Source organism: Pseudomonas sp. UBA5666 (assembly GCF_002420785.1).
Taxonomy (GTDB): domain Bacteria; phylum Pseudomonadota; class Gammaproteobacteria; order Pseudomonadales; family Pseudomonadaceae; genus Aquipseudomonas; species Aquipseudomonas fulva.
In genome coordinates this window covers 29,496-51,225 of the sequence record NZ_DIIQ01000002.1, presented here as the reverse complement: position 1 = coordinate 51,225, position 21,730 = coordinate 29,496, and the positions used below count along the sequence as shown (strand labels likewise).

Genomic DNA, 21,730 nt, shown 5'->3' with positions numbered 1-21,730 from the left:
ACCTGATGAATTGGCAGCCTGTAAAGCGTTTCTGAAGATGTAGGCAAGCCAGCCCGCAGCGCGCGCCGCCTTCAAAGAAGAGGGCCGCGAATGCGGCCCTCGTGCAATCAACCGTGGTTCTTGCCCAGCAAGGCGTGATAAAGCTCGGTGTCTCCCAGAATCCCCACGACTTTGTCGTTTTCCTGCAGCACCAGCTTGTTGCCGGTCTGGTAGCGAATCTGCAGTGCCTCACGCATGCCGATATCGGCATGCACCAGGGTTGGCCTGCGGCTCAGGCCTTCCACTGACTGCCCTGGCGCCCAGTTCTGCATCTCCAGCCCGTTCTGGCCTTGCCGTGCACGCTTGATCGAATTGCCTTCACCCAAGTCCAGCCACGAATCGCCACCGGGGTCCAGGCAGACCGAGCCGTTGACGCGCTTGCAGTTGTCGAGCGAGCGCATCAGGCTGCGTCCGCACAGTACGTTCAGCGGATTGGTATGGGCCACGAAGGTGCGCACGTATTCATCGGCCGGGTTGAGCACGATTTCCTCGGGCTTGCTGTACTGGATGATCCGGCCGTCCTTCATGATCGCGATCCGGCTGCCCAGCTTGAGCGCCTCGTCCAGGTCGTGGCTGACGAAGACGATGGTCTTGTTCAGCTGGCTCTGCAGGGTCAGCAATTCGTCCTGAAGGCCTTGGCGAATCAAGGGGTCCAGGGCCGAGAACGGTTCGTCCATCAGCAGGATGTCGGCATCCATGGCCAGCGCGCGTGCCAGGCCGACGCGCTGTTGCATGCCGCCGGACAATTCATCGGGCTTCTTGTTGCGCCACTGTGCCAGGCCTACCAGTTCGAGCTTTTCGTCGACCAGCTTGCGACGTTCCTTCTCGGGGCGGCCCTGCATTTCGAGGCCGAAGCTGATGTTCTCGCGCACCGTGAGCCAAGGCATCAGGGCGAACTTCTGGAACACCATGGCGATACGCTTGGTGCGCATCATCTTCAGTTCAGCCGGAGTGCAGTGGGCGATATCGATGTGCTTGCCTTCGTGCTCCACGAACAGCTTGCCGCGGCTGACGGTGTTCAGCCCGTTGATACAGCGCAGCAGGCTGGACTTGCCCGAACCGGAAAGGCCCATGAGCACGCAGATCTCGCCTTTCTGGATGTCCAGGTTGGCTTTCTCGACGCCGACCACAAGCCCGGTCTGCTTGAGAATCTCTTCGCGGGTCTTGCCCTGGTCCAGCAGCGACAGCGCTTCGCGTGGCTTGTTGGAGAAGATGACGTCGACGTCTTCGAATCGAATGATACTCATGCTTCACTCCTGGCCGGCAGCTCCGGTTGCTTGCAGATACGGTCGAGCATGATCGCCAGCAGCACGATTGCCAGGCCCGCTTCGAAGCCCAAGGAAATATCGGCGGTGTTCAGTGCGTTGACCACGGGTTTGCCCAGGCCGTCGGCGCCCACCAGGGCGGCGATCACCACCATCGACAGCGACAGCATGATGCATTGGGTGACGCCTGCGGCGATGCTCGGCATCGCATGGGGCAGTTCGATACGGGTGAGCAGTTGACGGCGCGAGCAGCCAAAGGCCTTGCCGGCGTCCATCAGTTCCTGGGGTACATCGCAGATACCCAGGTAGGTCAGGCGGATGGGGGCGGCGATGGCGAATACCACCGTCGAGATCAACCCAGGCACCACGCCCAGGCCGAACAGGGTAAGGGTAGGGATCAGGTAGACGAAGGTGGGGACCGTTTGCATCAGGTCGAGCACCGGCCGCATGGCGGTGTAGAACATCGGCTTGTGTGCGGCGACGATACCCAGCGGCACGCCGATGGCCACGCAGACCACGGTGGCGAAACTGACCTGGGCCAGGGTTTCCATGGTTTCCTGCCAGTAGCCCAGGTTGAGGATCAGCAGAAAGGACACTGCGACGAAGGCGGTCAATGCCCACTTGCGCTGGATCAGGTGCGCCAGGGCAGCGAATAGCGCGATGAGCACGAGCGGGTTGAACCAGGTCAGGGTACTGGTGACCCCATGGATCATGAACTCCAGGCCTTGGGCGATGGCGTCGAAATAATTCGCGCCGTGCTGGGTCAGCCACTCGACGAACGAGGACATGTACTGGCCCAGGGGTATTTTCTGATCGATAAGCATGATAGCGAGCTTCCACCTGCGTAGATTGAAATCAACCCGGGGCGGGCACGGTCCTGCCCCGAGGTAGCGCTACTGCGTAGTTCGGTTATTGCGTCAGCTTGGCCTTGGCCGCCTCGAGACCAGGTTTGCCATCCACGGTGGTCACGCCTGCCAGCCAGGTGTCCAGCTTGCCAGGATTGTCCTTGAGCCATTTGCGCGCGGCGGCGTCAGGTTTCATCTTGTCGTCCAGGACATAGCCCATCATGGTGCTTTCGTCCTTGAGCTCGAACGACAGGTTCTTCAACAGTTGGCCGACGTTGCTGCATTCCTGCGCATACCCCTTGCGGGTATTGGTGTACACCGTCGCCTTGCCGAAATCGGGGCCGAAGAACTCGTCCCCACCGGTCAGGTACTGCATCTTGAACCGAGTGTTCATCGGGTGCGGCTCCCACCCCAGGAACACGATGGCTTCGCCACGTTTCTGCGAGCGATCCACCTGGGACAGCATGCCGGCCTCGCTGGACTGGACGATCTTGAAGCCGGCGTCCTTCAGGCCGAAGGCGTTCTTGTCGATCATGCTCTGGATGGTGCGGTTGCCATCATTGCCCGGCTCGATCCCGTAGATCTTGCCGCCTAGCTCATCCTTGAACTTGGGAATGTCGCTGAAATCCTTCAAGCCCTTGTCGTACAGGGCTTGCGGTACTGCCAGCGTGTATTTGGCGTTTTCCAGGTTGGCGCGCAGGGTTTCGACCGTACCGGCGTCGCGGTACTGCTTGATGTCGTTCTCCATGGTCGGCATCCAGTTGCCGAGAAACACGTCCAGGTCCTTGCCGGCCGCCAGCGACTTGTAGGTCACCGGCACCGAGATCATGGTGGTGTGCGTCTTGTAGCCCAAGGCGTCGAGCACAGCGCTGGTGGTGGCCGTGGTTACCGTGATGTCGGTCCAGCCGACATCCGAAAACCGCACCGTCTGGCACTGCTCGGGTTCTGCAGCCTGGGCCAGTACCGATGCGGACAGCAACGCGACCAGCAATAACGAGGGTGAACCTTTCATGGGTGGACTCCTGTGATTTTGTCTTCGGGTTCGCGTGGTTCGTCGGACGTTCTGAGGGTCCGATCGATCAGGCCTGCAGAGGGCAGGTTGCGTGGCCGTGCTTTACGAGTCGCTTTCGATAATCCTCCAGCGCCGAGCAATCGCCTACTGGTGGAGTCGTATCCAGTACGCAACGGGTCGCATCCAGTATGGGCAATGTCGCTTATGGATTCTTCTGCCCATCCTGCCGCTTTTTTGCGTCACCAAGGCGCCGGAAAGCGGCGCGCTGGGCCTGCAAAACAGGCGGCGCGGCTGGACAAGACTACGTCGGTTGCAGACGGCGAGCAGGGTGGCAAAAGCCCGATGATGCGTGCATTGAAGGCGGCCTGCAGTTCAGCCTAGCAGCTGCCCCGCCCTGCGCATTGCGCGCACAGACAAGCCCAGCAAGAGGTGATTCGACAATGGCCATCAGCGTGTTCGACCTGTTCAAGATCGGTGTCGGGCCTTCCAGCTCGCACACCGTCGGCCCCATGCGTGCCGGTGCCCTGTTCGTCCAAGGGCTGCGTGAGCGCGGCGAGCTGGAACAGGTAAAGCGGATCGAGGTGCGCCTGTATGGTTCGCTGTCGGCTACCGGTATCGGCCATGGGACCGACAACGCCACCATCATGGGGCTGATGGGCGAATGGCCAGACGCCATCGACCCCACCCAGATCGTCCCGCGTATTGCCGACCTGCGTGAAACCCAGGTGCTCAAGCTCGATAACCGCCTGCCCATCGACTTCATCTGGGCCCGTGACATGCTGCTGCTCGAGGAGAACCTGCCATACCACCCGAACGCCATGACCCTTGTGGCAGAAGGCGAGCATGGCGAAATTCACCGCGATACCTACTACTCGGTCGGCGGTGGCTTCGTGGTCGATGCCGCCCAGGCCGCCAGTGGCGTGCTGGACGCCGACCAGACCGTGCTGCCTTACGATTTCAACAGCGCGGCTGAACTGTTGCGCCTGTGCAAGCAAAACGACCTAAGCGTGTCGCAATTGATGATGGCCAATGAACGGGTCTGGCGCAGCGAGGCGGAGATTCGCGCCGGCCTGCACACGCTTTGGGATGCCATGCAGGAGTGCGTCAACAATGGGCTCAGGTACGAAGGCACGCTTCCGGGCGGGCTGAACGTGCGCCGCCGTGCTGCCAAGCTGCACCGCAGCCTGCAGGAGATCGGCAAGCCCAACGTGATCGGCTCGACCATGAGCGCCATGGAGTGGGTCAACTTGTTCGCCTTGGCCGTGAACGAAGAGAACGCCGCAGGCGGGCGCATGGTCACCGCGCCTACCAACGGCGCGGCCGGCATCATTCCGGCGGTGCTGCACTACTACATGCGGTTCAGCGACGAGGTGGACGAGTCCAGCGTGGTCGATTTCTTCCTCGCAGCCGCCGCCGTGGGCATCCTGTGCAAGAAGAACGCCTCGATCTCAGGTGCCGAAGTGGGCTGTCAGGGTGAGGTAGGCTCGGCATGTGCCATGGCCGCGGCAGGGCTTGCCCAAGTACTGGGTGCTACCCCGCCCCAGGTTGAAAACGCAGCCGAAATTGCCTTGGAACACAATTTGGGCCTGACCTGCGACCCGGTAGGTGGTTTGGTGCAGGTGCCCTGCATCGAGCGCAATGCGATTGCTGCGGTGAAGGCCATCAACGCCGTGCAGATGGCGTTGCGCGGTGATGGCGAGCATTTCATCTCCCTCGACCAGGTGATCCGCACCATGCGTGATACAGGTGCCGACATGCACGACAAGTACAAGGAAACCTCGCGCGGCGGCCTTGCCGTCAGCGCCATCGAGTGCTGAGGCACTTCTTCGATCTGCAGTGTCATCGGCGCGTAATCGTTGGCACTGCGCTCATCATAACGGTGCAAAGCACCACCTCGTGACCTTAAAACGTGCAAGACGATGCCTACCGTCAGTCGGATGTCGTGATCGGTGCAGGCATTGTCGGTGACACTCAAGAGTGTCGTTTCTGGGCAACTTGGGGACTGTATGTCACCAAAGTGCTCAGGGGTTACACGCATACCGCCTAGAACGCCTGTTTGAGCGCTGTAACAGACTTGTAGGAAAGTCCTGATTTTGATCACTGAGTAGGTCGTTTTCAGGTTTTTTCGGATAGCTGTTCAATTTCAGGCACGGCGTTTGCGTAGTGATAGACAACCAAGCCCCGTGGACGACCCTGGGGCAATAACAAGAAATCAGTGCCCGCCTGAGGCACACCCTGCATTTGTGTGAGGAGAAATCGCGATGACGTCGTACACCTCCGGGAATCCAACCCAGAACCGCACAACCCCCCAGTCCATCGGGTTTCTTCTCCTGGACAATTTCACGCTCATTTCCCTGGCGTCGGCGGTCGAGCCCCTGCGCATGGCCAACCAGCTGTCCGGCCGTGAGCTGTACCGCTGGCATACCCTGACCGTCGATGGCGGCCAGGTCTGGGCCAGTGACGGCCTGCAGATCACCCCCGATGCCGCCATGCACAGCGCACCCCCCATGGACACGGTCATCGTCTGTGGCGGTGTGGGTATCCAGCGTACCGTGACACGTGAGCACGTGACCTGGCTGCAAGCCCAGGCTCGCCAATCGCGCCGCCTTGGAGCGGTGTGCACCGGCAGCTGGGCACTGGCCTGTGCCGGCTTGCTCGACGGCTTCGATTGCAGCGTGCACTGGGAGTGCCTGGCGGCCATGCAGGAGGCCTACCCACGGGTCAACATGAGCACCCGCCTGTTCACCCTCGACCGCAACCGCTTCACCAGCTCTGGCGGCACTGCGCCGTTGGACATGATGTTGCACTTGATCAGCCGCGATCATGGTCGGGAATTGTCGGCGGCCATTTCCGAGATGTTCGTCTACGAGCGCATCCGTAACGAGCAGGATCACCAGCGCGTACCGCTCAAGCACATGCTGGGCACCAACCAGCCGAAGCTGCAGGAAATCGTCGCGCTGATGGAAGCCAACCTCGAGGAGCCGATCGACCTGGACGAGCTCGCCGTCTACGTATCGGTGTCGCGTCGGCAGCTTGAGCGTCTTTTCCAGAAGTACCTGCACTGTTCGCCTTCGCGCTACTACCTCAAGCTGCGTCTGATACGCGCACGTCAGCTGCTCAAGCAGACGCCGATGTCGATCATCGAGGTGGCGTCGGTCTGCGGCTTCGTGTCCACGCCACACTTCTCCAAGTGTTACCGCGAGTACTTCGGCATTCCACCGCGCGACGAGCGTGTTGGCTCCAATACGACCCAGCAGGTGGCGATGATGCCGATTCCACAAGCCATCACCCTGTCGCCCCACAGCGGTCCCATGGCGGCATTGAGTCAGGCGCGTAATGAGTCGACGTTTGCCAGTGTGAGGCTCTAAGGGTCCGGGGCGGCGTCTCAACCCACTCGCCGGCATGGCGCGGCCCCTGTAGGGGCCGGCTTGCCGACGATCACGCCTGCATCGCAGCGTTTGCTCAGGTGCGGTTATTGAATTGCGCCAAGGCTGGCAGCAGCTGTTTATCAATCGCCTGCCGCACGGCCGGTAACAAGGTGGCGCTGCCCGCGTACATCTGCTCGACCATCCCCTTGAGCGCCCGCGCGTTTGGTTCGGTGAGCCCGCGTACCACGGCCTCACATGCCTGCTCGGCACTGGCACCGGCCGGAATCTCGAACCCGCGTGCTCGCAGGTGGCCCGCCAGGTCGTCTTGATCAATCAAATCGGCATGCATCATGGCTGTTGTCCCTTTTATCGCATAGAGAGTGCTGCAGTGATCACGACCGATTCTGTGACGCCGCCGTCATGCTCGCAACCTCGAAAGGGCGGGGTGGCTGCTTTGGCTATGAACAGGTCGTTTCCGGCTAAATCCGCTGCCCAGGAACTGCGCACACTCTAGTCATCTACCGAAGCGGAGGGTTTGGTCACCCTCACTCGTGCACAGTGGATGTTGCTCGCTCTTGGCCCCGGACGCTCACGGCTTTCCGGGGTTTTTTTGTTTCTTGCCTCGCACAGCGCAGGCGTGCTGATACAAAACTAACCGCACCCTAGGCCTAGACGTTCGTTCAGGCGTATCTTCAGGCCTGATAAATTTGCCAGTTTACCGAGACTAGAAACCAGGCAGTAATTAGGCTTCAAGTGCCTTTGGAGCGTGAGCGATGAAATGCAGAGCCTGGTTTATTTCGATGGTGTTGTTTTTAACGGCGTGTTCAGGGCTGCCTGCACCAGATCGACAGGTGGACGCCTCTTCCGCTCAGCCGCTTTTTGACATGGCTAAGTCAAAAAACATGCAGGCCCTCAAACAGAGCAAGCGGACGTATCGCTTATTGAATGACGTGCTGAAAGATCCCGCCACAGAGGAGGTGCAGTGGGTGGATGTGGATGCTTCATTGATCAACGAAGCCACCAAAACGTTAAGTGTGCGGTTGGCGCAAGGGAAGGCCATTACATTTCGGTTGCGGCGCAGCGATCCGCCCGCCCCGGGCATGGTGGGTTGGGTGGGGGACTCAGTGGCTGAGTTAGAGAAGAACGCGGACACGGACATTGATTTCAACCCATTGACCTGGATCTCGATAGTGCGAGACGGCGAGCAGCTGGCGGGCGCTATTCACATTGAGGGCGTGTCTTATGATTTGCACTATGTTGGGGCCGGGCAGCATGTAGTGGTCAAAGTCGACGAAGCCAAGCGGCCTTTTGAACAGGCAACTGATCTGGAGCACCTCCAGCAATATGCTGTTGCTGGCAAGGCCCCGCGCGCTGCCTCCAGCACGATCCGCGTGCTGTTTTTCGCAACCAATGAACAACGTGCCAAGAATCCGAGTTATCGCGCGACCATAGCCAGGGTAGTCCAGGATGCCAACCAGGTGATGATTAACTCACAGGTCCCGGTCACCGTCAGCATCGCGGGGTTCATAGAGCTAGACTACGCAGAGGGCGACAAGACCGGGGTTGAGCAATTCAAAGATTTCAGAACACCGGGGCGTGACCTGAATAATCAGGTGAGCCGCTGGCGCGACTATTTCTCTGCCGATGTGGTCACCCTTTACACCTCCTATCCGGGTACAGGTGGTGAAGCCGCTACCGGCGGGTATCTCATCGTCGGTGCAGTTGACGCCTTCGCTCACGAGATGGGGCACGTGCTGGGAGCTGGCCATGGGTGGAACGGGTCATCGGGGGGTTACCATCACGGTTATAAACGTGACAATCCGACATTCCACACACGTATGGTAACCACATGGGGGTCCATACCTTATTTTTCTAACCCTAGGCTTTCTTATCAGGGCGTGCCTATAGGAACGATGGCACACCACGATGTGGCACGCACAATTAATGAAAACCGAGAGCGTGTTGAGAATACCTATGATCCCTTCCGGGGTGTCGAGCTCACCCTCTACAGTGGAACCAATCTCCAGGGCAGTTCGTGCCCAGTGAGTATTCGACTCACCAGCCCAGTCAACGTTGCGAGCCAATGTTCAGGCCAGGCGGTACGCTCTTTCAAGGTACGGGGGTATGAGGGGGGAGAGAAATTATGTTTCTACAATGGACCCGGTGATCGGCATGTCTGTTATCGCGGAGGGGCGTCATCTCCCCGAGAGTTCGTTGTGGTCGATATAGATAGTACCAATGTGCCTCAAGGATTTGTCCGTACATTCAAGGGGGGAGCGCTGGCAGGCCAAGTTGTTGATGCGCTGTACGGGAGTCACGGGGTGCTCCTGTTCGCAGCAGCTGACTTCAAAAAACCGATTTGTGGGTTCAGCACGTATTTGGCCAATCATCTCATTGCTGATCTGCCAGGTTGTGTAAAGGGCGGAGGCTTGGCGCGATCTGCACGGGTCTTTAGTCAAGACGTGATCACCACCAATTATAAATGGTGTTTTTTTAACCAAGACCGCACCCGTACGTTGTGCTTCGAAGGAGAGGTAAGAGGAAGATTTGATATCGCCAATTTCGACTCTACGCGGGGTATTCCACCCACTCTTAAAAGAACTCAATCTGGTAGTTATATGAATGGAAATGTCCACCGGTTTCAGAAGAGCATCGTACCCAAATGACCATTCAATGGCACCCTGCGTAACGCTGCATTAATGCCCAACCGTTAGGGTTGTGTGCGTTTAGCAGGCAAAGGCTTGATGGATACTCAGGTTTACGCGCTGTAGCAGGAAAAGCCCGTTTCTGGCACGGCCTGCCGCCTCGCCGCGGCATGGCCTATGCCAGCCCTTCATGCGTCATTGGGCATTGTTGCCATTTGGTAACTGGATGGTTTTGCCCACGTGCTCAGGCTTGTGTACGTCTCGTTGCTGTGCGGTCACCCGCTCCAGGCCTTGCAGTGTTCGTGAACTAAAAGGTGTCGACCTCGGACCTGCTATGTCCACGTGCAGTAACAGTTGTTCGCTCGCAGCCAAGATTTCTTCAAGACCGTGCCGATGCAGACTGTGATAAACATGCAGACGTTTTTGATCAAAGCCGATGATTTGGGTCTGCACCCATACCTCAGTATCGAGTTTTACCTCCTGCAGGTAGTTAATGTGCGCCTCCAGGGTAAACAGCGAATGACCGTTCCGTCCACGGCTGTCGGCATCCAGCCCGATCTGCTCCATCAGCGCATCGGTGGCATAGCTGAAGATCAACAGATAGAAGGCATCGCGCAGATGCCCGTTGTAGTCGACCCAGTCTGCTTTGACTGGGGTGCGATAGGTGATCAGTGCAGGCATCGTGCTCTCCTCATTCGCTGAACGGCATGCCGTGTCTGGCTTTGCTGATCTTTACCGCTTCCAGCACCGCCAGCAGTGAGTCATCCCGGTAGCGTTCCAGCGCGGCGATGCTGCGATCACCCAATTGCTGCGACGTACCTTCCACCACATCGTCGATCAGCTTGTCGGTCAGCTCAGGCGCCGGAAGGTAGGTCCACGGCAGCTTCAATGCCGGCCCGAATTGCGACATGAAGTGGCGCATGCCGGCATCGCCCCCCGCCAGGGTATAGGTCAGGAAGGTGCCCATGAACGACCAGCGCAGGCCCGCGCCAAAGCGGATGGCGTCGTCGATTTCACCGGTGGTGGCGACTCCGTCGTTGACCAGGTGCAGCGCCTCGCGCCACAGCGCTTCGAGCAAACGGTCGGCGATGAAACCGGGGACTTCCTTGCGTACGTGCAGCGGGCGCATGCCAAGGGCGGTATAGACGGTGCTGGCCGCCTCGACGGCCTGCGGCGCGGTCCGCATGCCGCCGACGATCTCGACCAACGGCAGCAGGTACACCGGGTTGAAAGGATGCCCCACCACACAGCGCTCAGGGTGGAAGGCCGAGGCGTAGAACTCGCTGGGCAACAAGCCCGACGTGCTGCTGGCAATGATCGCATCGGGTTTGGCTGCGGCGCTGATCCGTGCATGCAGGTCGAGTTTCAGGTCCAACCGCTCAGGCGCGCTTTCCTGGATGAAATCGGCGTCGCGCACGCACGCTTCAACGGTGTCGACAAAGGCCAGTCGGGCTTGTGACGCGCCCGGCGCAAGGCCCTGTTTCTCCAAGGCAGGCCAAGCGTTGGCGATACGTTTGCGCAGGGCCTGTTCGGCGCCTGGCGCCGGGTCCCAGGCGATCACGTCCAGCCCGTGGGCAAGGGCGCGTGCAACCCAGCCGCTGCCGATCACGCCGCTGCCTAATGCCGCGAATGTCTTGATGTCAGTGATGAAGTTCATGCGGGTCTCCAGAAGCGATCAGCGACGGTTCAGGTTCATCTTTGCCCGGCCTTCGGCGGGGCTCAGCACACGGGCGCCCAGGCGTGAAATGATCTCTACCGCGCGCTCGACCAACTGGCCGTTGCTGGCCAGTACGCCACGGTCCAGGTACAGGTTGTCTTCCAGGCCGACCCGCACGTTGCCGCCGAGCAACACGGCCTGTGCGGCCATGGGCATCTGCATGCGGCCGATGCCAAACCCGGCCCAGGTCGCATTGGCGGGCAGGTTGTCGACCATGGCTTTCATGGTGGTGGTATCAGCGGGTGCGCCCCACGGGATTCCCAGGCACAGCTGGAACAAGGGGTTGTCGAGCAGGCCCTCTTTGATCATTTGCTTGGCGAACCACAGGTGGCCGGTATCGAAGATTTCCAGCTCTGCCTTGACCCCCAGTTCCGTGATGCGCCGGGCACCGGCGCGTAGTTGCGCGGGCGTGGAAACGTAGATGGAATTGCCGTCACCGAAGTTGAGAGTGCCGCAGTCCAGGGTGCAGATTTCCGGTAACAACGCCTCGACGTGGGCCAGGCGTTCGAGCGGGCCGATCAGGTCAGTGCCCTGCCCGAATGCCATGGGGTTTTCATCGGGCCCGATTTCCAGGTCGCCGCCCATGCCGGCGGTGAGGTTTACGATGATGTCCACGTCGGCTTCGCGAATACGCTCCATGACTTCGCGGTACAGGGCCACATCACGGCTGAAGCGCCCTGTCTGCGGGTCGCGTACATGGCAGTGCACCACGGTGGCGCCGGCCTTGGCGGCTTCCACGGCCGCTGCGGCGATCTGCTTGGGTGTGACTGGGACCAGATGGCTTTTCGAGGCGGTGTCGCCGGCGCCGGTCAGGGCACACGTGATGATGACGTCGTGGTTCATAAGGGATCCTGTGCGATCTGTTGTGGGCTTTTCGCCGGCAAGCCGGCCCCTGCAAGGTCCTGGACGAACCTCGGTGTGCAGGGAGCTGTAGGGGCCGGCTTGTTGGTGATGGGGCGGTATCAGTTGGCGGTAAGCTTGAGGTTGTCGGCGGCCGGCTTGCCATCGAAGGTGGTCACCCCCTCAAGCCAGCGGGCCTTGTCCTCGGGGTGATCCTTGAGCCATTGGCGCGCCGATTCCAGCGCGTCCTTGTGGTCGAGCAGTGGCTGCATCATGCGGCTCTCGTCTTCGGCACTGAAGCTCAGATTGGCCAGCAGGCGGTTGGCATTGGGGCAGCGCGCTGCGTAATCGGGCGCGGTTACGGTCCACACCGTCGCGCGACCTTCGTCAGGGCCGAGCGCATCCTGGCTATCGCCGAGGTAAACCATGTCGATGTTCACGTTCATGGGGTGTGGGGTCCAGCCGAAGAACACCACGGCTTCCTTGCGCCGTACTGCGCGGTCCACGGCGGCCAGCATGCCCGCTTCGCTGGACTCGACCAGCTGGAACTTGCCCAGGCCGAACTGGTTCTTGGCGATCATGGCCTTTATCTGGGTGTTGGCACCGGAACCCGGCTCGATGCCATAGAGCTTGCCGCCCAGTTCCTTCTCGAATTTGTGTATGTCGGCGAAGGTGCGCAGCCCCTTGTCCGCCAGGTACCTGGGCACTGCCAACGTGGCCCGGGCGTCTTCGAGGCTGGCTTTGTCCATGACTTTGACCTGCCCGGCCTCGATGAAGGGAGTGATGGTCTGGGTCATAATCGGGTTCCAGTACCCCAGGAACATGTCCAGGCGTTTGTCGCGAATGCCAGCGAAGATGATCTGCTGCGACGCGCTGGTTTGCTTGGTGGTGTAACCCAGGCCATCGAACAATGCCTGAGCGATGGCGCTTGTCGCGATCACATCGGTCCAGTTGACCACGCCCAGACGGACATTCTTGCAGGCAGCGGCATCGGCTGCGTAAAGCGAGGGGGTAACAAGGCTGGTCAGGGCCAAGGTCAACAGGCTGCGGCGGATCAAGCTGTGCATGGTGGCTCTCCATCGGCAGTACAGATTGTTATGGTGGCGGTCTCTGCGGACCGTGTGAACACGCTACGCTGGTGGCACTATTGAAAATCGCACGCCGGCGACCAACATTTGCACGCAGGCGACCTGTTCTCTGGAGCACGCCATGGCGCAGATCATCCACTTCCTGTTATTGCCCGGTTTCTCGGCCATGGGGTTCATCAGTGCCCTGGAGCCCCTGCGCGTGGCCAATAGGTTCAAAGCCCAGGCGTACCACTGGCAGGTGTTGAGCCTGGATGGGAGCGCCGTGAACGCCAGCAATGGCATGTCGGTCAATGCCGACGCAGCGCTGGGTGCGCAAACGCCCTGCGGTACGTTGCTGATCGTGGCAGGCTTCGAACCCCTGCGCTGCTACGCCCCCAAGCTCCAGCAAAGCCTGCGACGCCTGGCTCACGAGGGTGGCATGCTAGGCGGGATCGATACGGGTGCTGTGGTGCTGGCCGAGGCAGGCTTGCTCGATGGCCATCGTGCGACCGTACACTGGGAGGCGCTGGATGCGTTCAGGGAAAACTACCCCAGCCTGCAGGCCACCCAGGAGCTGTTCGAAATTGACCGGCAACGCATTACCTGTGCGGGCGGCACCGCTTCAATCGACTTGATGCTCGATCTGATTGCCCAGGCCCATGGCGCCGAGCTCGCCGTGCAGGTTTCCGAGCAGTTCGTGTTGAGCCGTATTCGACCGCGCCAAGATCATCAACGCATGCAGATCGCTGCACGCTATGGCATCAGCAACCGCAAGCTGGTGCAGGTGATCGGTGAGATGGAAAAGCACACCGAACACCCCCTTGGCACAACGGAACTGGCCGCGCGCGCGATGATCACCCGTCGCCAGATGGAGCGCCTGTTCAGGTTGCACCTCAACGACACCCCCAGCGGCTTTTACCTCGGCCTGCGCCTGGACAAGGCTTGCCAGTTGTTGCGCCAAACCCAGATGACGATCACCCAGGTCAGCGTGGCATGCGGTTTTGAACTGCCGTCGTACTTCACCCGACGTTACAAGCGCCGTTTCGGGCGCTGCCCGCGCGAGGAGCGAAGGGTCGTGAAGCCGTCACCGCCGAATTAGCCCTGCAAAATGTCGTTGCCCACACGTTGGAGCTTGAGGTTGGTGCGATGAATAAGCCGCAAACTTTTCCTGACCAGGCAGTCTCGCGCTACTGTTGCAGAATCGATTGCAGGTACTCGGACCGGTCATCGGTGCGTTGCGCCACGCAGGTGTCCCAGGCGGCCTGGTAAGCTTTGCCGTTGGTTGGCAGGGTGAGGGTTTCCACCTTGCAATCGGCATCGCGAAGCTGCGTCCACAGCCCCTGAGCCTGCTTCAAGTGCTCGATCATTGTTGCTGCAACGCTGCCTTTGTCGTCGAACGCGTCATGAACGCGCTGGAGAAGTTCGTCATAGGCCGATTTCAGCTCCCGTTCGGAGGCTTGCTTGTTGAACGCTGCGCAGGCGTGGGCTTGCGCCTCGGTCTCGACGTTGTCGCACGGGGTATTTTCTTCCTCACCGGCCTGGGCTGCGGCCACCACGGCCAGCAGTACCATCCCTGCCATCGCTTTCATTCGTTGTTTCCTCCACCGGCTGACGAATCCTGACGATTCTCGCGCACTCTCGGCGCGTACGGTATCACCTGGGCAGATTGTTCATCAAAGGGCCCTCGATGGTCGTTATCGAGACTGTGTCTCATCGCCGCAGGCCGCGCCAGAGGCCGGCTTGTCGCGCATTGACGCTTTCGGCAAACCCCCTGTCGTTTTTGCATCGGGGCGCCTCGGGGCACAGGCATATGCTGGCCCCAAAGCGCCGGCACAAGGTTTGGCGCCAGCCCATTCAATAAAAGGGGACGCCTGATGAGCCCAGCCGAATTACACGCCGACAGCATCGTCATCGATGGCCTGATCATCGCCAAGTGGAACCGCGAGCTGTTCGAAGATATGCGCAAAGGAGGCCTTACCGCCGCCAACTGCACCGTGTCGGTTTGGGAAGGTTTCAAGGCAACCGTCGACCAGATCGCTGCAAGCCAGAAACTGATCCGCGAGAACAGCGACCTGGTGATGCCCGTGCGCACCACGGCCGACATTCGCAAGGCCAAGGAACTGGGCAAGACCGGTATCCTCTTCGGCTTCCAGAACGCCCATGCCTTCGAAGACCAGATCGGTTATGTGGAGGTGTTCAAGCAGCTGGGCGTGGGCATCGTGCAGATGTGTTACAACACCCAGAACCTGGTAGGCACTGGCTGCTACGAGCGTGACGGCGGCCTGTCGGGCTTTGGTCGCGAAATCGTTGCCGAAATGAATCGCGTCGGCATCATGTGCGACTTGTCCCACGTCGGCTCCAAAACCTCCGAGGAAGTCATCCTCGAATCGAAAAAGCCGGTGTGCTACTCCCACTGCCTGCCATCGGGCCTTAAAGAGCACCCGCGCAACAAGTCCGATGAAGAACTGAAGTTCATCGCCGACCACGGTGGTTTCGTTGGCGTGACCATGTTTGCACCGTTCCTGGCCAAGGGTATCGACTCGACCATCGACGACTATGCCGAGGCCATCGAGTACACCATGAACATCGTAGGTGAAGATGCCATCGGCATCGGCACCGACTTCACCCAGGGTCACGGCAAGGAATTCTTCGAATACCTCACCCACGACAAGGGCTACGCCCGTCGCCTGACCAACTTCGGCAAGATCATCAACCCGCTGGGCATTCGCACCGTGGGCGAGTTCCCCAACCTCACCGAAACCTTGCTCAAGCGTGGCCACTCCGAGCGCGTGGTTCGCAAGATCATGGGCGAGAACTGGGTCAACGTATTGAAAGACGTCTGGGGCGAATAAGCCGCTCTCAAGCTTCGAGCCCCTGCCAGCAACGCCGGGGCTACCCAATAAAAATTTTTTCTGGAGTTGAGTTTCCATGGCCAAGATCGCCCCGCAATTGCCAATCGAAGTCGACAGCGAGACCGGTGTCTGGACCAGCGACGCCTTGCCGATGCTGTACGTGCCACGCCATTTCTTCGTCAACAACCACATGGGCATCGAAGAAGTCCTGGGCGCCGACAAGTACGCCGACATTCTCTACAAGGCGGGCTACAAGTCGGCGTGGCACTGGTGCGAGAAAGAAGCCGAGTGCCATGGCCTGGAAGGGGTCGCGGTCTTCGAGCACTACATGAAGCGCCTGAGCCAGCGTGGCTGGGGGCTGTTCGAGATCCAGGACATCGACCTGGACAAGGGCACGTGCAGCGTCAAGCTCAAGCACTCGGCCTTCGTCTACGTCTATGGCAAGTGCGGCCGCAAGGTCGACTACATGTTCACTGGCTGGTTCGCCGGTGCCATGGACCAGATTCTCGCTGCCCGCGGCAGCTCGATCCGCACCGTTGCCGAGCAGGTGTACGGTGGGTCGGAAGAAGGCCACGAAGATGGCCTGTTCGTAACGAAGCCGTTGTAAGCCGGAGATAGCGTCATGGCATTCGAAGCAATGTTCCAGCCGATCCAGATCGGCAAACTGACCGTCCGCAACCGCGTGCTCAGCACCGCGCACGCCGAGGTCTACGCCACTGACGGCGGCATGACGACCGACCGCTATGTGAAGTATTACGAAGAAAAGGCCAAGGGCGGCATCGGCCTGGCCATCTGCGGCGGCTCGTCCGTGGTGGCCATCGACAGCCCGCAGGAATGGTGGTCGTCGGTCAACCTGTCCACCGACCGTATCATTCCGCACTTCCAGAACCTGGCCGACGCCATGCACAAGCATGGCGCCAAGATCATGATTCAGATTACCCACATGGGGCGTCGCTCGCGCTGGGATGGTTTCAACTGGCCGACCCTGATGTCGCCCTCGGGCATCCGCGAACCGGTGCACCGTGCCACCTGCAAGACCATCGAGGTGGAAGAGATCTGGCGTGTGATCGGCAACTACGCGCAGGCAGCCCGCCGCGCCAAGGAAGGTGGCCTCGATGGCGTCGAGCTGTCGGCGGTGCACCAGCACATGATCGACCAGTTCTGGAGCCCGCGCGTCAACAAGCGTACCGACGAGTGGGGCGGCAGCTTCGAAGGCCGCATGAAGTTCGGCCTGGAAGTGCTCAAGGCCGTGCGTGCCGAAGTGGGCGACGACTTCTGCGTGGGCATGCGGATCTGCGGCGACGAGTTCCACCCCGATGGCCTCAGCCACGAAGACATGAAGCAGATCGCTGCCTATTACGATGGCACCGGCATGCTCGACTTCATCGGGGTAGTGGGCTCGGGTTGCGATACCCACAACACCCTGGCCAACGTCATCCCGAACATGAGCTACCCGCCAGAGCCGTTCCTGCACCTGGCAGCGGGCATCAAGGAAGTGGTCAAGGTCCCGGTCCTGCACGCGCAGAACATCAAGGACCCGAACCAGGCCACCCGGATTCTCGAAGGTGGTTATGTGGACATGGTCGGCATGACCCGTGCACACATGGCCGACCCCCACCTGATCGCCAAGATCAAGATGGGCCAGATCGACCAGATCAAGCAGTGCGTCGGCGCCAACTACTGCATCGACCGCCAGTACCAAGGCCTGGACGTGCTGTGCATCCAGAACGCCGCGACCTCGCGTGAGTACATGGGTGTGCCGCACATCATCGAGAAGACCACCGGCGCCAAGCGCAAGGTCGTCATCGTCGGTGCCGGCCCTGCAGGCATGGAGGCGGCGCGCGTGGCCGCCGAGCGTGGCCACGATGTGACCCTGTTCGAAAAACGCGACCAGATCGGCGGTCAGATCACCATCGCGGCCAAGGCGCCGCAACGTGACCAGATTGCTGGTATTACCCGCTGGTACCAATTGGAGTTGGCCCGCCTGAAGGTGGACCTGCGCCTGGGGACCGCGGCCGATGTAGACACCATTCAGGATCTGCGCCCGGACATCATCGTGCTGGCTGTGGGCGGGCATTCGTTCCTGGAGCAGAACGAACACTGGGGTGCGGCCGAAGGGCTGGTGGTCAGCAGCTGGGACGTGCTCGATGGCAAGGTCGCGCCGGGCAAGAACGTGCTGGTGTACGACACCATCTGCGAGTTCACCGGCATGTCGGTGGCCGACTTCATTGCCGACAAGGGTAGCCAGGTCGAGATCGTCACCGACGACATCAAGCCGGGTGTCGCCATGGGCGGCACCACCTTCCCGACCTACTACCGCAGCATGTACCCCAAGGAAGTGATCATGACCGGGGACATGATGCTGGAGAAAGTCTACCGCGAGGGCGACAAGCTGGTCGCTGTGTTGGAGAACGAGTACACCGGCGCCAAGGAAGAGCGGGTGGTCGATCAGGTGGTGGTGGAGAACGGTGTGCGTCCGGACGAGCAGCTGTACTACGCCCTCAAGGACGGTTCGCGCAACAAGGGCCAGATCGACGTGGAGGCGCTGTTCGCCATCAAGCCACAGCCGATCTTGAGCCAGCCAGGCGAAGGCTACCTGCTGTACCGCATCGGCGACTGTGTGGCCCAGCGTAACGTGCATGCGGCGATCTACGATGCCTTGCGTCTGTGCAAGGACTTCTGATCGCACCGCCTTTCTGAAAGCGGGACTGGCCCCCCTGTAGGAGCGGCCTTGTGCCGCGAAAGGGTCGTGAAGCGGCCCCAGCATTTGATCAGTACCACGGATGCTGGGGCCGCTTCATAGCCCTTTCGCAGCACCAGGCCGCTCCCGCAGGGGCCCGCGCTGGCCTTCGGGGTGGCGCAAGAATCTAGCTGTTGTGGGAGCTTCCCATGTTGAACACCCTTCTACCCATCCTGCTGTTCGCCGCGCTCGGGCTTGCCGTGCTCGGTGCGCTGCGCCGTGTGAACATGTGGCGCCGAGGCCGACCCTCCAAGGTGGACCTGATCGGCGGTCTGCTGGCCATGCCGCGCCGCTACCTGGTGGACCTGCACCACGTGGTCGAGCGCGACAAGTACATGTCCAATACCCACGTGGCCACCGCTGGCGGCTTCGTGCTGTCGGCGCTGCTGGCGATCCTGGTGCATGGTTTCGGCCTGCAGAGCAAGATCCTGGGCTACGCCTTGCTGCTGGCCACGGTGATCATGTTCACCGGCGCCATCTTCGTCTTCAAGCGCCGCCTGAACCCGCCTTCGCGCCTGTCCAAGGGCCCTTGGATGCGCCTGCCCAAGAGCCTGCTGGTATTTGCTGCCAGCTTCTTCATCGCCACCTTGCCCGTGGCCGGTATTCTGCCGGCCAACACGGGCGGCTGGGTGATGGTCGGGATTCTGGGCCTGGGCGTGCTGTGGGGCGTGTCGGAGCTTTTCTTCGGCATGACCTGGGGCGGGCCCATGAAGCACGCCTTCGCCGGTGCCCTGCACCTGGCCTGGCACCGGCGCGCCGAGCGTTTCGGTGGCGGGCGCTCCACTGGCCTCAAGCCGCTGGACCTGGAAGACCCCCGTGCGCCGCTTGGCGTTGAAAAGCCAGTGGACTTCACCTGGAACCAACTGCTGGGCTTTGACGCCTGCGTGCAGTGCGGCAAGTGCGAGGCCATGTGCCCGGCCTTTGCCGCCGGGCAGCCGTTGAACCCGAAAAAACTCATTCAGGACATGGTCATCGGCCTGGCGGGCGGCACCGATGCCAAGTTCGCTGGCAGCCCCTATCCTGGCAAGCCGTTGGGTGAGCACGGCGGCCACCCCCACCAGCCTATCGTCAATGGGCTGGTCGATGCCGAGACACTGTGGTCCTGCACCACCTGCCGCGCGTGTGTGGAAGAGTGCCCGATGATGATCGAGCATGTCGATGCCATCGTCGACATGCGCCGTCACCTGACGCTTGAAAAAGGCGCCACCCCGAACAAGGGCGCCGAGGTGCTGGACAACCTGATCGCCACCGACAACCCGGGCGGTTTCGCCCCGGGCGGGCGCATGAACTGGGCGGCTGACCTCAACCTCAAACTGCTGGCGGACGTCAAACGTACCGACGTGCTGTTCTGGGTGGGTGATGGCGCCTTCGACATGCGCAACCAGCGCACGCTGCGCGCGTTCGTCAAGGTGCTCAAGGCCTCTGGCGTCGATTTCGCCGTGCTTGGCCTGGAGGAGCGCGACAGTGGTGACGTGGCGCGCCGTCTGGGTGATGAAGCCACGTTCCAGCAATTGGCCAAGCGCAACATTCAGACCCTGGCCAAATACACGTTCCAACGCATCGTTACCTGCGACCCGCACAGCTTCCATGTGCTCAAGAATGAATACGGTGCGCTGGGTGGCAACTACCAGGTGCAGCACCACAGCACCTACATTGCCGAGCTGATCGGTGCCAACAAGCTCAACCTGGGGCAGCACAAGGGCGGCAGCGTCACCTACCACGACCCGTGCTACCTGGGCCGCTACAACGGCGAGTACGAGGCGCCTCGCGAGGTGCTTCGCGCACTGGGCATCGAAGTTCGCGAAATGGAGCGCTCGGGCTTTCGCTCACGCTGCTGTGGCGGTGGCGGCGGTGCGCCGATCACCGACATCCCGGGCAAACAGCGTATTCCCGACATGCGCATGGACGACATCCGCACCACCGAAGCCGAAGTGGTCGCCGTGGGCTGCCCGCAGTGCACGGCCATGCTCGAAGGGGTGGTAGAGCCACGGCCGCTGATCAAGGATTTGGCCGAACTGGTGGCCGATGTGCTGATCGAGGAAGAGGCCCAGCCAGCGGCTGCCAAACCTGCGAAATCCAAACGTGAACCTGCGGAGGTGCATTGATGAGCGACATCATCCGCCGCGACCCTCGCGCCGAGTGGATCGCCCGTAACCGTCTGCATCCGCTGCATGCGGCCATGCAGACGCAACAAACCAGCTGGATGGGGCCCAACGGCCTCATGCGCAAGAACCCCCATGCCAGTGCGGCTGGCTTCATCGGCCCCAACGGCCTCAAGCGTATCGACCGCTCGGGGGGCCAGCAGGGCACCAGCGGTGGCGCACGGCGTAGCGCTGCGGCCGAAGTGCAGTTGCCGCTGCACCAGGTGGCAGAGCCTGCGTTCTACATTGCCGTGGTACCGGACATGATCGGCGGGCGCCTGGGTAGCCACGACCGCGACCTGCTGGGCCTGGCCCATGGGTTGGCGGGCAGCGACGGCGCGGTACTGGCCATCGTGTTCGGCGAGCACAAGGAAACCAACTTTGCCGCCGCAGGCGTGGACCGCTTGCTGGTCATCGAAGGCGAGGCGTACCAAGGGTATGCACCGGAGCAGTTGGTGCAGGGCCTGCGCGCTGTCGATAACCAGTTCACCCCGCGTCACTGGCTGCTGCCAGACAGCCGTTCCGGCGGTGGCGAGCTCGGCCGACGCCTCGGTGCTGCGCTGGGCGAGCGACCGGCAACGCGTGTCTGGCAGGTCAAGGACGGCCAGTGCATCGGCCGCGCCGGTGCGGGGCAGCAAGACATGCAACGCGTGCTGCCACGCCTGATCCTGGCTGCGGCCGAATGTGCAGAGCCTGTGAGCGAAACCCGTCACGAGGCCTTGCCGGTCGAGCTGTCCGGCAGTGTGGCGCGCAGTATCTCGCGCATCGAGGACCTGGGCTCGGTGGCCGTCGACCCGGCCAAGATCGCCATGGCCGAAGCCGAGTTCATTGTATCCGGTGGCAACGGTGTCAAGGACTGGGCCCTGTTTCACAAGGCGACCACCGCATTGGGCGCGACCCAAGGTGCATCGCGGGTGGCGGTGGACGATGGCCACATGCCGCGTGATCGTCAAGTCGGCGCTACGGGGACGTGGGTAACGGCTCGTGTATACATGGCGGTGGGTATCTCTGGCGCTATCCAGCACCTGCAGGGCATCGGTGCCTGCGACAAGGTGGTGGCGATCAACATGGACCCCGGTTGCGACATGATCAAACGCGCCGACCTGTCGGTGATTGGCGACAGCGCGGCGATTCTTCAGGCACTGATCGACGCTGTGGAGCAGTTCCGCAACGGCGCCCAGCGTGACGCGGCATAAGGG

Annotated in this window: 18 protein-coding genes; 9 read left to right on the top strand and 9 right to left on the bottom strand. The window is 61.2% G+C overall.

All coding sequences use genetic code 11. From position 1 onward, the window contains the following. Window positions 1-107 precede the first annotated feature (107 nt). The 3 genes from choV to B2Y33_RS00415 form a co-directional block, all read right to left on the bottom strand. Window positions 108-1,286 (bottom strand): choline ABC transporter ATP-binding protein, encoded by a 1,179-nt coding sequence (gene choV / locus B2Y33_RS00425; RefSeq protein ID WP_027913544.1) that lies wholly within the window; start codon window positions 1,284-1,286, stop codon window positions 108-110. Further along, window positions 1,283-2,131, bottom strand: a complete 849-nt coding sequence (gene choW, locus B2Y33_RS00420; RefSeq protein WP_173645905.1) for a choline ABC transporter permease subunit — start codon at window positions 2,129-2,131, stop codon at window positions 1,283-1,285. The genes choV and choW overlap by 4 nt, the downstream gene beginning before the upstream one ends. An 82-nt stretch (window positions 2,132-2,213) precedes the next feature. Continuing rightward, complete coding sequence (locus B2Y33_RS00415) at window positions 2,214-3,161, bottom strand: choline ABC transporter substrate-binding protein (protein WP_027913545.1); 948 nt, start codon at window positions 3,159-3,161, stop codon at window positions 2,214-2,216. Between the two features lie 440 nt (window positions 3,162-3,601). Here B2Y33_RS00415 and B2Y33_RS00410 point away from each other — a divergent pair, with 440 nt between their 5' ends. Next, window positions 3,602-4,978, top strand: coding sequence for an L-serine ammonia-lyase (locus tag B2Y33_RS00410; protein ID WP_206405126.1), 1,377 nt, complete (start codon window positions 3,602-3,604; stop codon window positions 4,976-4,978). Between the two features lie 444 nt (window positions 4,979-5,422). Further along, window positions 5,423-6,529 (top strand): GlxA family transcriptional regulator, encoded by a 1,107-nt coding sequence (locus B2Y33_RS00405; RefSeq protein ID WP_023532694.1) that lies wholly within the window; start codon window positions 5,423-5,425, stop codon window positions 6,527-6,529. Between the two features lie 94 nt (window positions 6,530-6,623). Here B2Y33_RS00405 and B2Y33_RS00400 read toward each other — a convergent pair whose 3' ends face one another. Then, window positions 6,624-6,881 (bottom strand): hypothetical protein, encoded by a 258-nt coding sequence (locus B2Y33_RS00400; RefSeq protein WP_027913547.1) that lies wholly within the window; start codon window positions 6,879-6,881, stop codon window positions 6,624-6,626. 421 nt (window positions 6,882-7,302) lie between these two features. On the opposite strand from B2Y33_RS00400, the gene B2Y33_RS00395 reads away from it, so the two are divergent. Further along, entirely contained in the window at window positions 7,303-9,195 is a 1,893-nt protein-coding gene (locus B2Y33_RS00395) for a reprolysin-like metallopeptidase (RefSeq protein ID WP_140174952.1), read from the top strand. A gap of 174 nt (window positions 9,196-9,369) precedes the next feature. On the opposite strand, the gene B2Y33_RS00390 is transcribed toward B2Y33_RS00395, so the two are convergent. The 4 genes from B2Y33_RS00390 to choX all read right to left on the bottom strand — a co-directional run bounded on the left by B2Y33_RS00390 (window position 9,370) and on the right by choX (window position 12,798). After that, entirely contained in the window at window positions 9,370-9,855 is a 486-nt protein-coding gene (locus B2Y33_RS00390; protein WP_027913549.1) for a thioesterase family protein, read from the bottom strand. Window positions 9,856-9,865: 10 nt separating this feature from the next. After that, window positions 9,866-10,831 carry an L-carnitine dehydrogenase gene (locus B2Y33_RS00385; protein WP_027913550.1) on the bottom strand — a complete coding sequence of 322 codons (966 nt, stop codon included), beginning with the start codon at window positions 10,829-10,831 and terminating at the stop codon, window positions 9,866-9,868. Window positions 10,832-10,849: 18 nt separating this feature from the next. Next, a complete protein-coding gene (locus B2Y33_RS00380) occupies window positions 10,850-11,734 on the bottom strand; it encodes a 3-keto-5-aminohexanoate cleavage protein (RefSeq protein WP_028686664.1) in 885 nt (294 codons plus the stop codon). Window positions 11,735-11,853: 119 nt separating this feature from the next. Continuing rightward, a complete protein-coding gene (gene choX, locus B2Y33_RS00375) occupies window positions 11,854-12,798 on the bottom strand; it encodes a choline ABC transporter substrate-binding protein (RefSeq protein ID WP_028686663.1) in 945 nt (314 codons plus the stop codon). A gap of 142 nt (window positions 12,799-12,940) precedes the next feature. Between choX and B2Y33_RS00370 the strand changes: the two genes are divergently transcribed. Then, entirely contained in the window at window positions 12,941-13,897 is a 957-nt protein-coding gene (locus B2Y33_RS00370) for a GlxA family transcriptional regulator (RefSeq protein WP_027913553.1), read from the top strand. Window positions 13,898-13,985: 88 nt separating this feature from the next. On the opposite strand, the gene B2Y33_RS00365 is transcribed toward B2Y33_RS00370, so the two are convergent. Then, window positions 13,986-14,387, bottom strand: coding sequence for a lysozyme inhibitor LprI family protein (locus B2Y33_RS00365; RefSeq protein WP_140174957.1), 402 nt, complete (start codon window positions 14,385-14,387; stop codon window positions 13,986-13,988). A 285-nt stretch (window positions 14,388-14,672) separates the two neighbouring features. On the opposite strand from B2Y33_RS00365, the gene B2Y33_RS00360 reads away from it, so the two are divergent. From B2Y33_RS00360 to B2Y33_RS00340, 5 genes are all read left to right on the top strand, one after another. After that, window positions 14,673-15,650, top strand: coding sequence for a dipeptidase (locus B2Y33_RS00360; protein WP_023532386.1), 978 nt, complete (start codon window positions 14,673-14,675; stop codon window positions 15,648-15,650). A gap of 76 nt (window positions 15,651-15,726) precedes the next feature. Next, entirely contained in the window at window positions 15,727-16,257 is a 531-nt protein-coding gene (locus B2Y33_RS00355; RefSeq protein WP_023532428.1) for a DUF5943 domain-containing protein, read from the top strand. Between the two features lie 15 nt (window positions 16,258-16,272). Then, on the top strand, window positions 16,273-18,333 hold the full coding sequence (gene dgcA, locus B2Y33_RS00350) for a dimethylglycine demethylation protein DgcA (RefSeq protein ID WP_027913555.1): 2,061 nt from the start codon (window positions 16,273-16,275) through the stop codon (window positions 18,331-18,333). A gap of 206 nt (window positions 18,334-18,539) precedes the next feature. Then, the gene (gene dgcB, locus B2Y33_RS00345; RefSeq protein ID WP_027913556.1) at window positions 18,540-20,495 is read left to right on the top strand and encodes a dimethylglycine demethylation protein DgcB; all 1,956 of its coding nucleotides are present in this window, start codon (window positions 18,540-18,542) and stop codon (window positions 20,493-20,495) included. Further along, on the top strand, window positions 20,495-21,727 hold the full coding sequence (locus B2Y33_RS00340) for an electron transfer flavoprotein subunit alpha/FixB family protein (protein WP_110606400.1): 1,233 nt from the start codon (window positions 20,495-20,497) through the stop codon (window positions 21,725-21,727). Before dgcB ends, B2Y33_RS00340 begins: the two co-directional genes overlap by 1 nt. Window positions 21,728-21,730: the final 3 nt, after the last annotated feature.

Excerpts from the sequence above, each read along its gene's own strand:
- choV (WP_027913544.1), bottom strand. The coding sequence starts at position 1,286 with ATGAGTATCATTCGATTCGAAGACGTCGACGTCATCTTCTCCAACAAG.
- B2Y33_RS00415 (WP_027913545.1), bottom strand. The coding sequence starts at position 3,161 with ATGAAAGGTTCACCCTCGTTATTGCTGGTCGCGTTGCTGTCCGCATCG.
- B2Y33_RS00410 (WP_206405126.1), top strand. The coding sequence starts at position 3,602 with ATGGCCATCAGCGTGTTCGACCTGTTCAAGATCGGTGTCGGGCCTTCC.
- B2Y33_RS00405 (WP_023532694.1), top strand. The coding sequence starts at position 5,423 with ATGACGTCGTACACCTCCGGGAATCCAACCCAGAACCGCACAACCCCC.
- B2Y33_RS00400 (WP_027913547.1), bottom strand. The coding sequence starts at position 6,881 with ATGATGCATGCCGATTTGATTGATCAAGACGACCTGGCGGGCCACCTG.
- B2Y33_RS00395 (WP_140174952.1), top strand. The coding sequence starts at position 7,303 with ATGAAATGCAGAGCCTGGTTTATTTCGATGGTGTTGTTTTTAACGGCG.
- B2Y33_RS00390 (WP_027913549.1), bottom strand. The coding sequence starts at position 9,855 with ATGCCTGCACTGATCACCTATCGCACCCCAGTCAAAGCAGACTGGGTC.
- B2Y33_RS00385 (WP_027913550.1), bottom strand. The coding sequence starts at position 10,831 with ATGAACTTCATCACTGACATCAAGACATTCGCGGCATTAGGCAGCGGC.
- B2Y33_RS00380 (WP_028686664.1), bottom strand. The coding sequence starts at position 11,734 with ATGAACCACGACGTCATCATCACGTGTGCCCTGACCGGCGCCGGCGAC.
- choX (WP_028686663.1), bottom strand. The coding sequence starts at position 12,798 with ATGCACAGCTTGATCCGCCGCAGCCTGTTGACCTTGGCCCTGACCAGC.
- B2Y33_RS00370 (WP_027913553.1), top strand. The coding sequence starts at position 12,941 with ATGGCGCAGATCATCCACTTCCTGTTATTGCCCGGTTTCTCGGCCATG.
- B2Y33_RS00365 (WP_140174957.1), bottom strand. The coding sequence starts at position 14,387 with ATGAAAGCGATGGCAGGGATGGTACTGCTGGCCGTGGTGGCCGCAGCC.
- B2Y33_RS00360 (WP_023532386.1), top strand. The coding sequence starts at position 14,673 with ATGAGCCCAGCCGAATTACACGCCGACAGCATCGTCATCGATGGCCTG.
- B2Y33_RS00355 (WP_023532428.1), top strand. The coding sequence starts at position 15,727 with ATGGCCAAGATCGCCCCGCAATTGCCAATCGAAGTCGACAGCGAGACC.
- dgcA (WP_027913555.1), top strand. The coding sequence starts at position 16,273 with ATGGCATTCGAAGCAATGTTCCAGCCGATCCAGATCGGCAAACTGACC.
- dgcB (WP_027913556.1), top strand. The coding sequence starts at position 18,540 with ATGTTGAACACCCTTCTACCCATCCTGCTGTTCGCCGCGCTCGGGCTT.
- B2Y33_RS00340 (WP_110606400.1), top strand. The coding sequence starts at position 20,495 with ATGAGCGACATCATCCGCCGCGACCCTCGCGCCGAGTGGATCGCCCGT.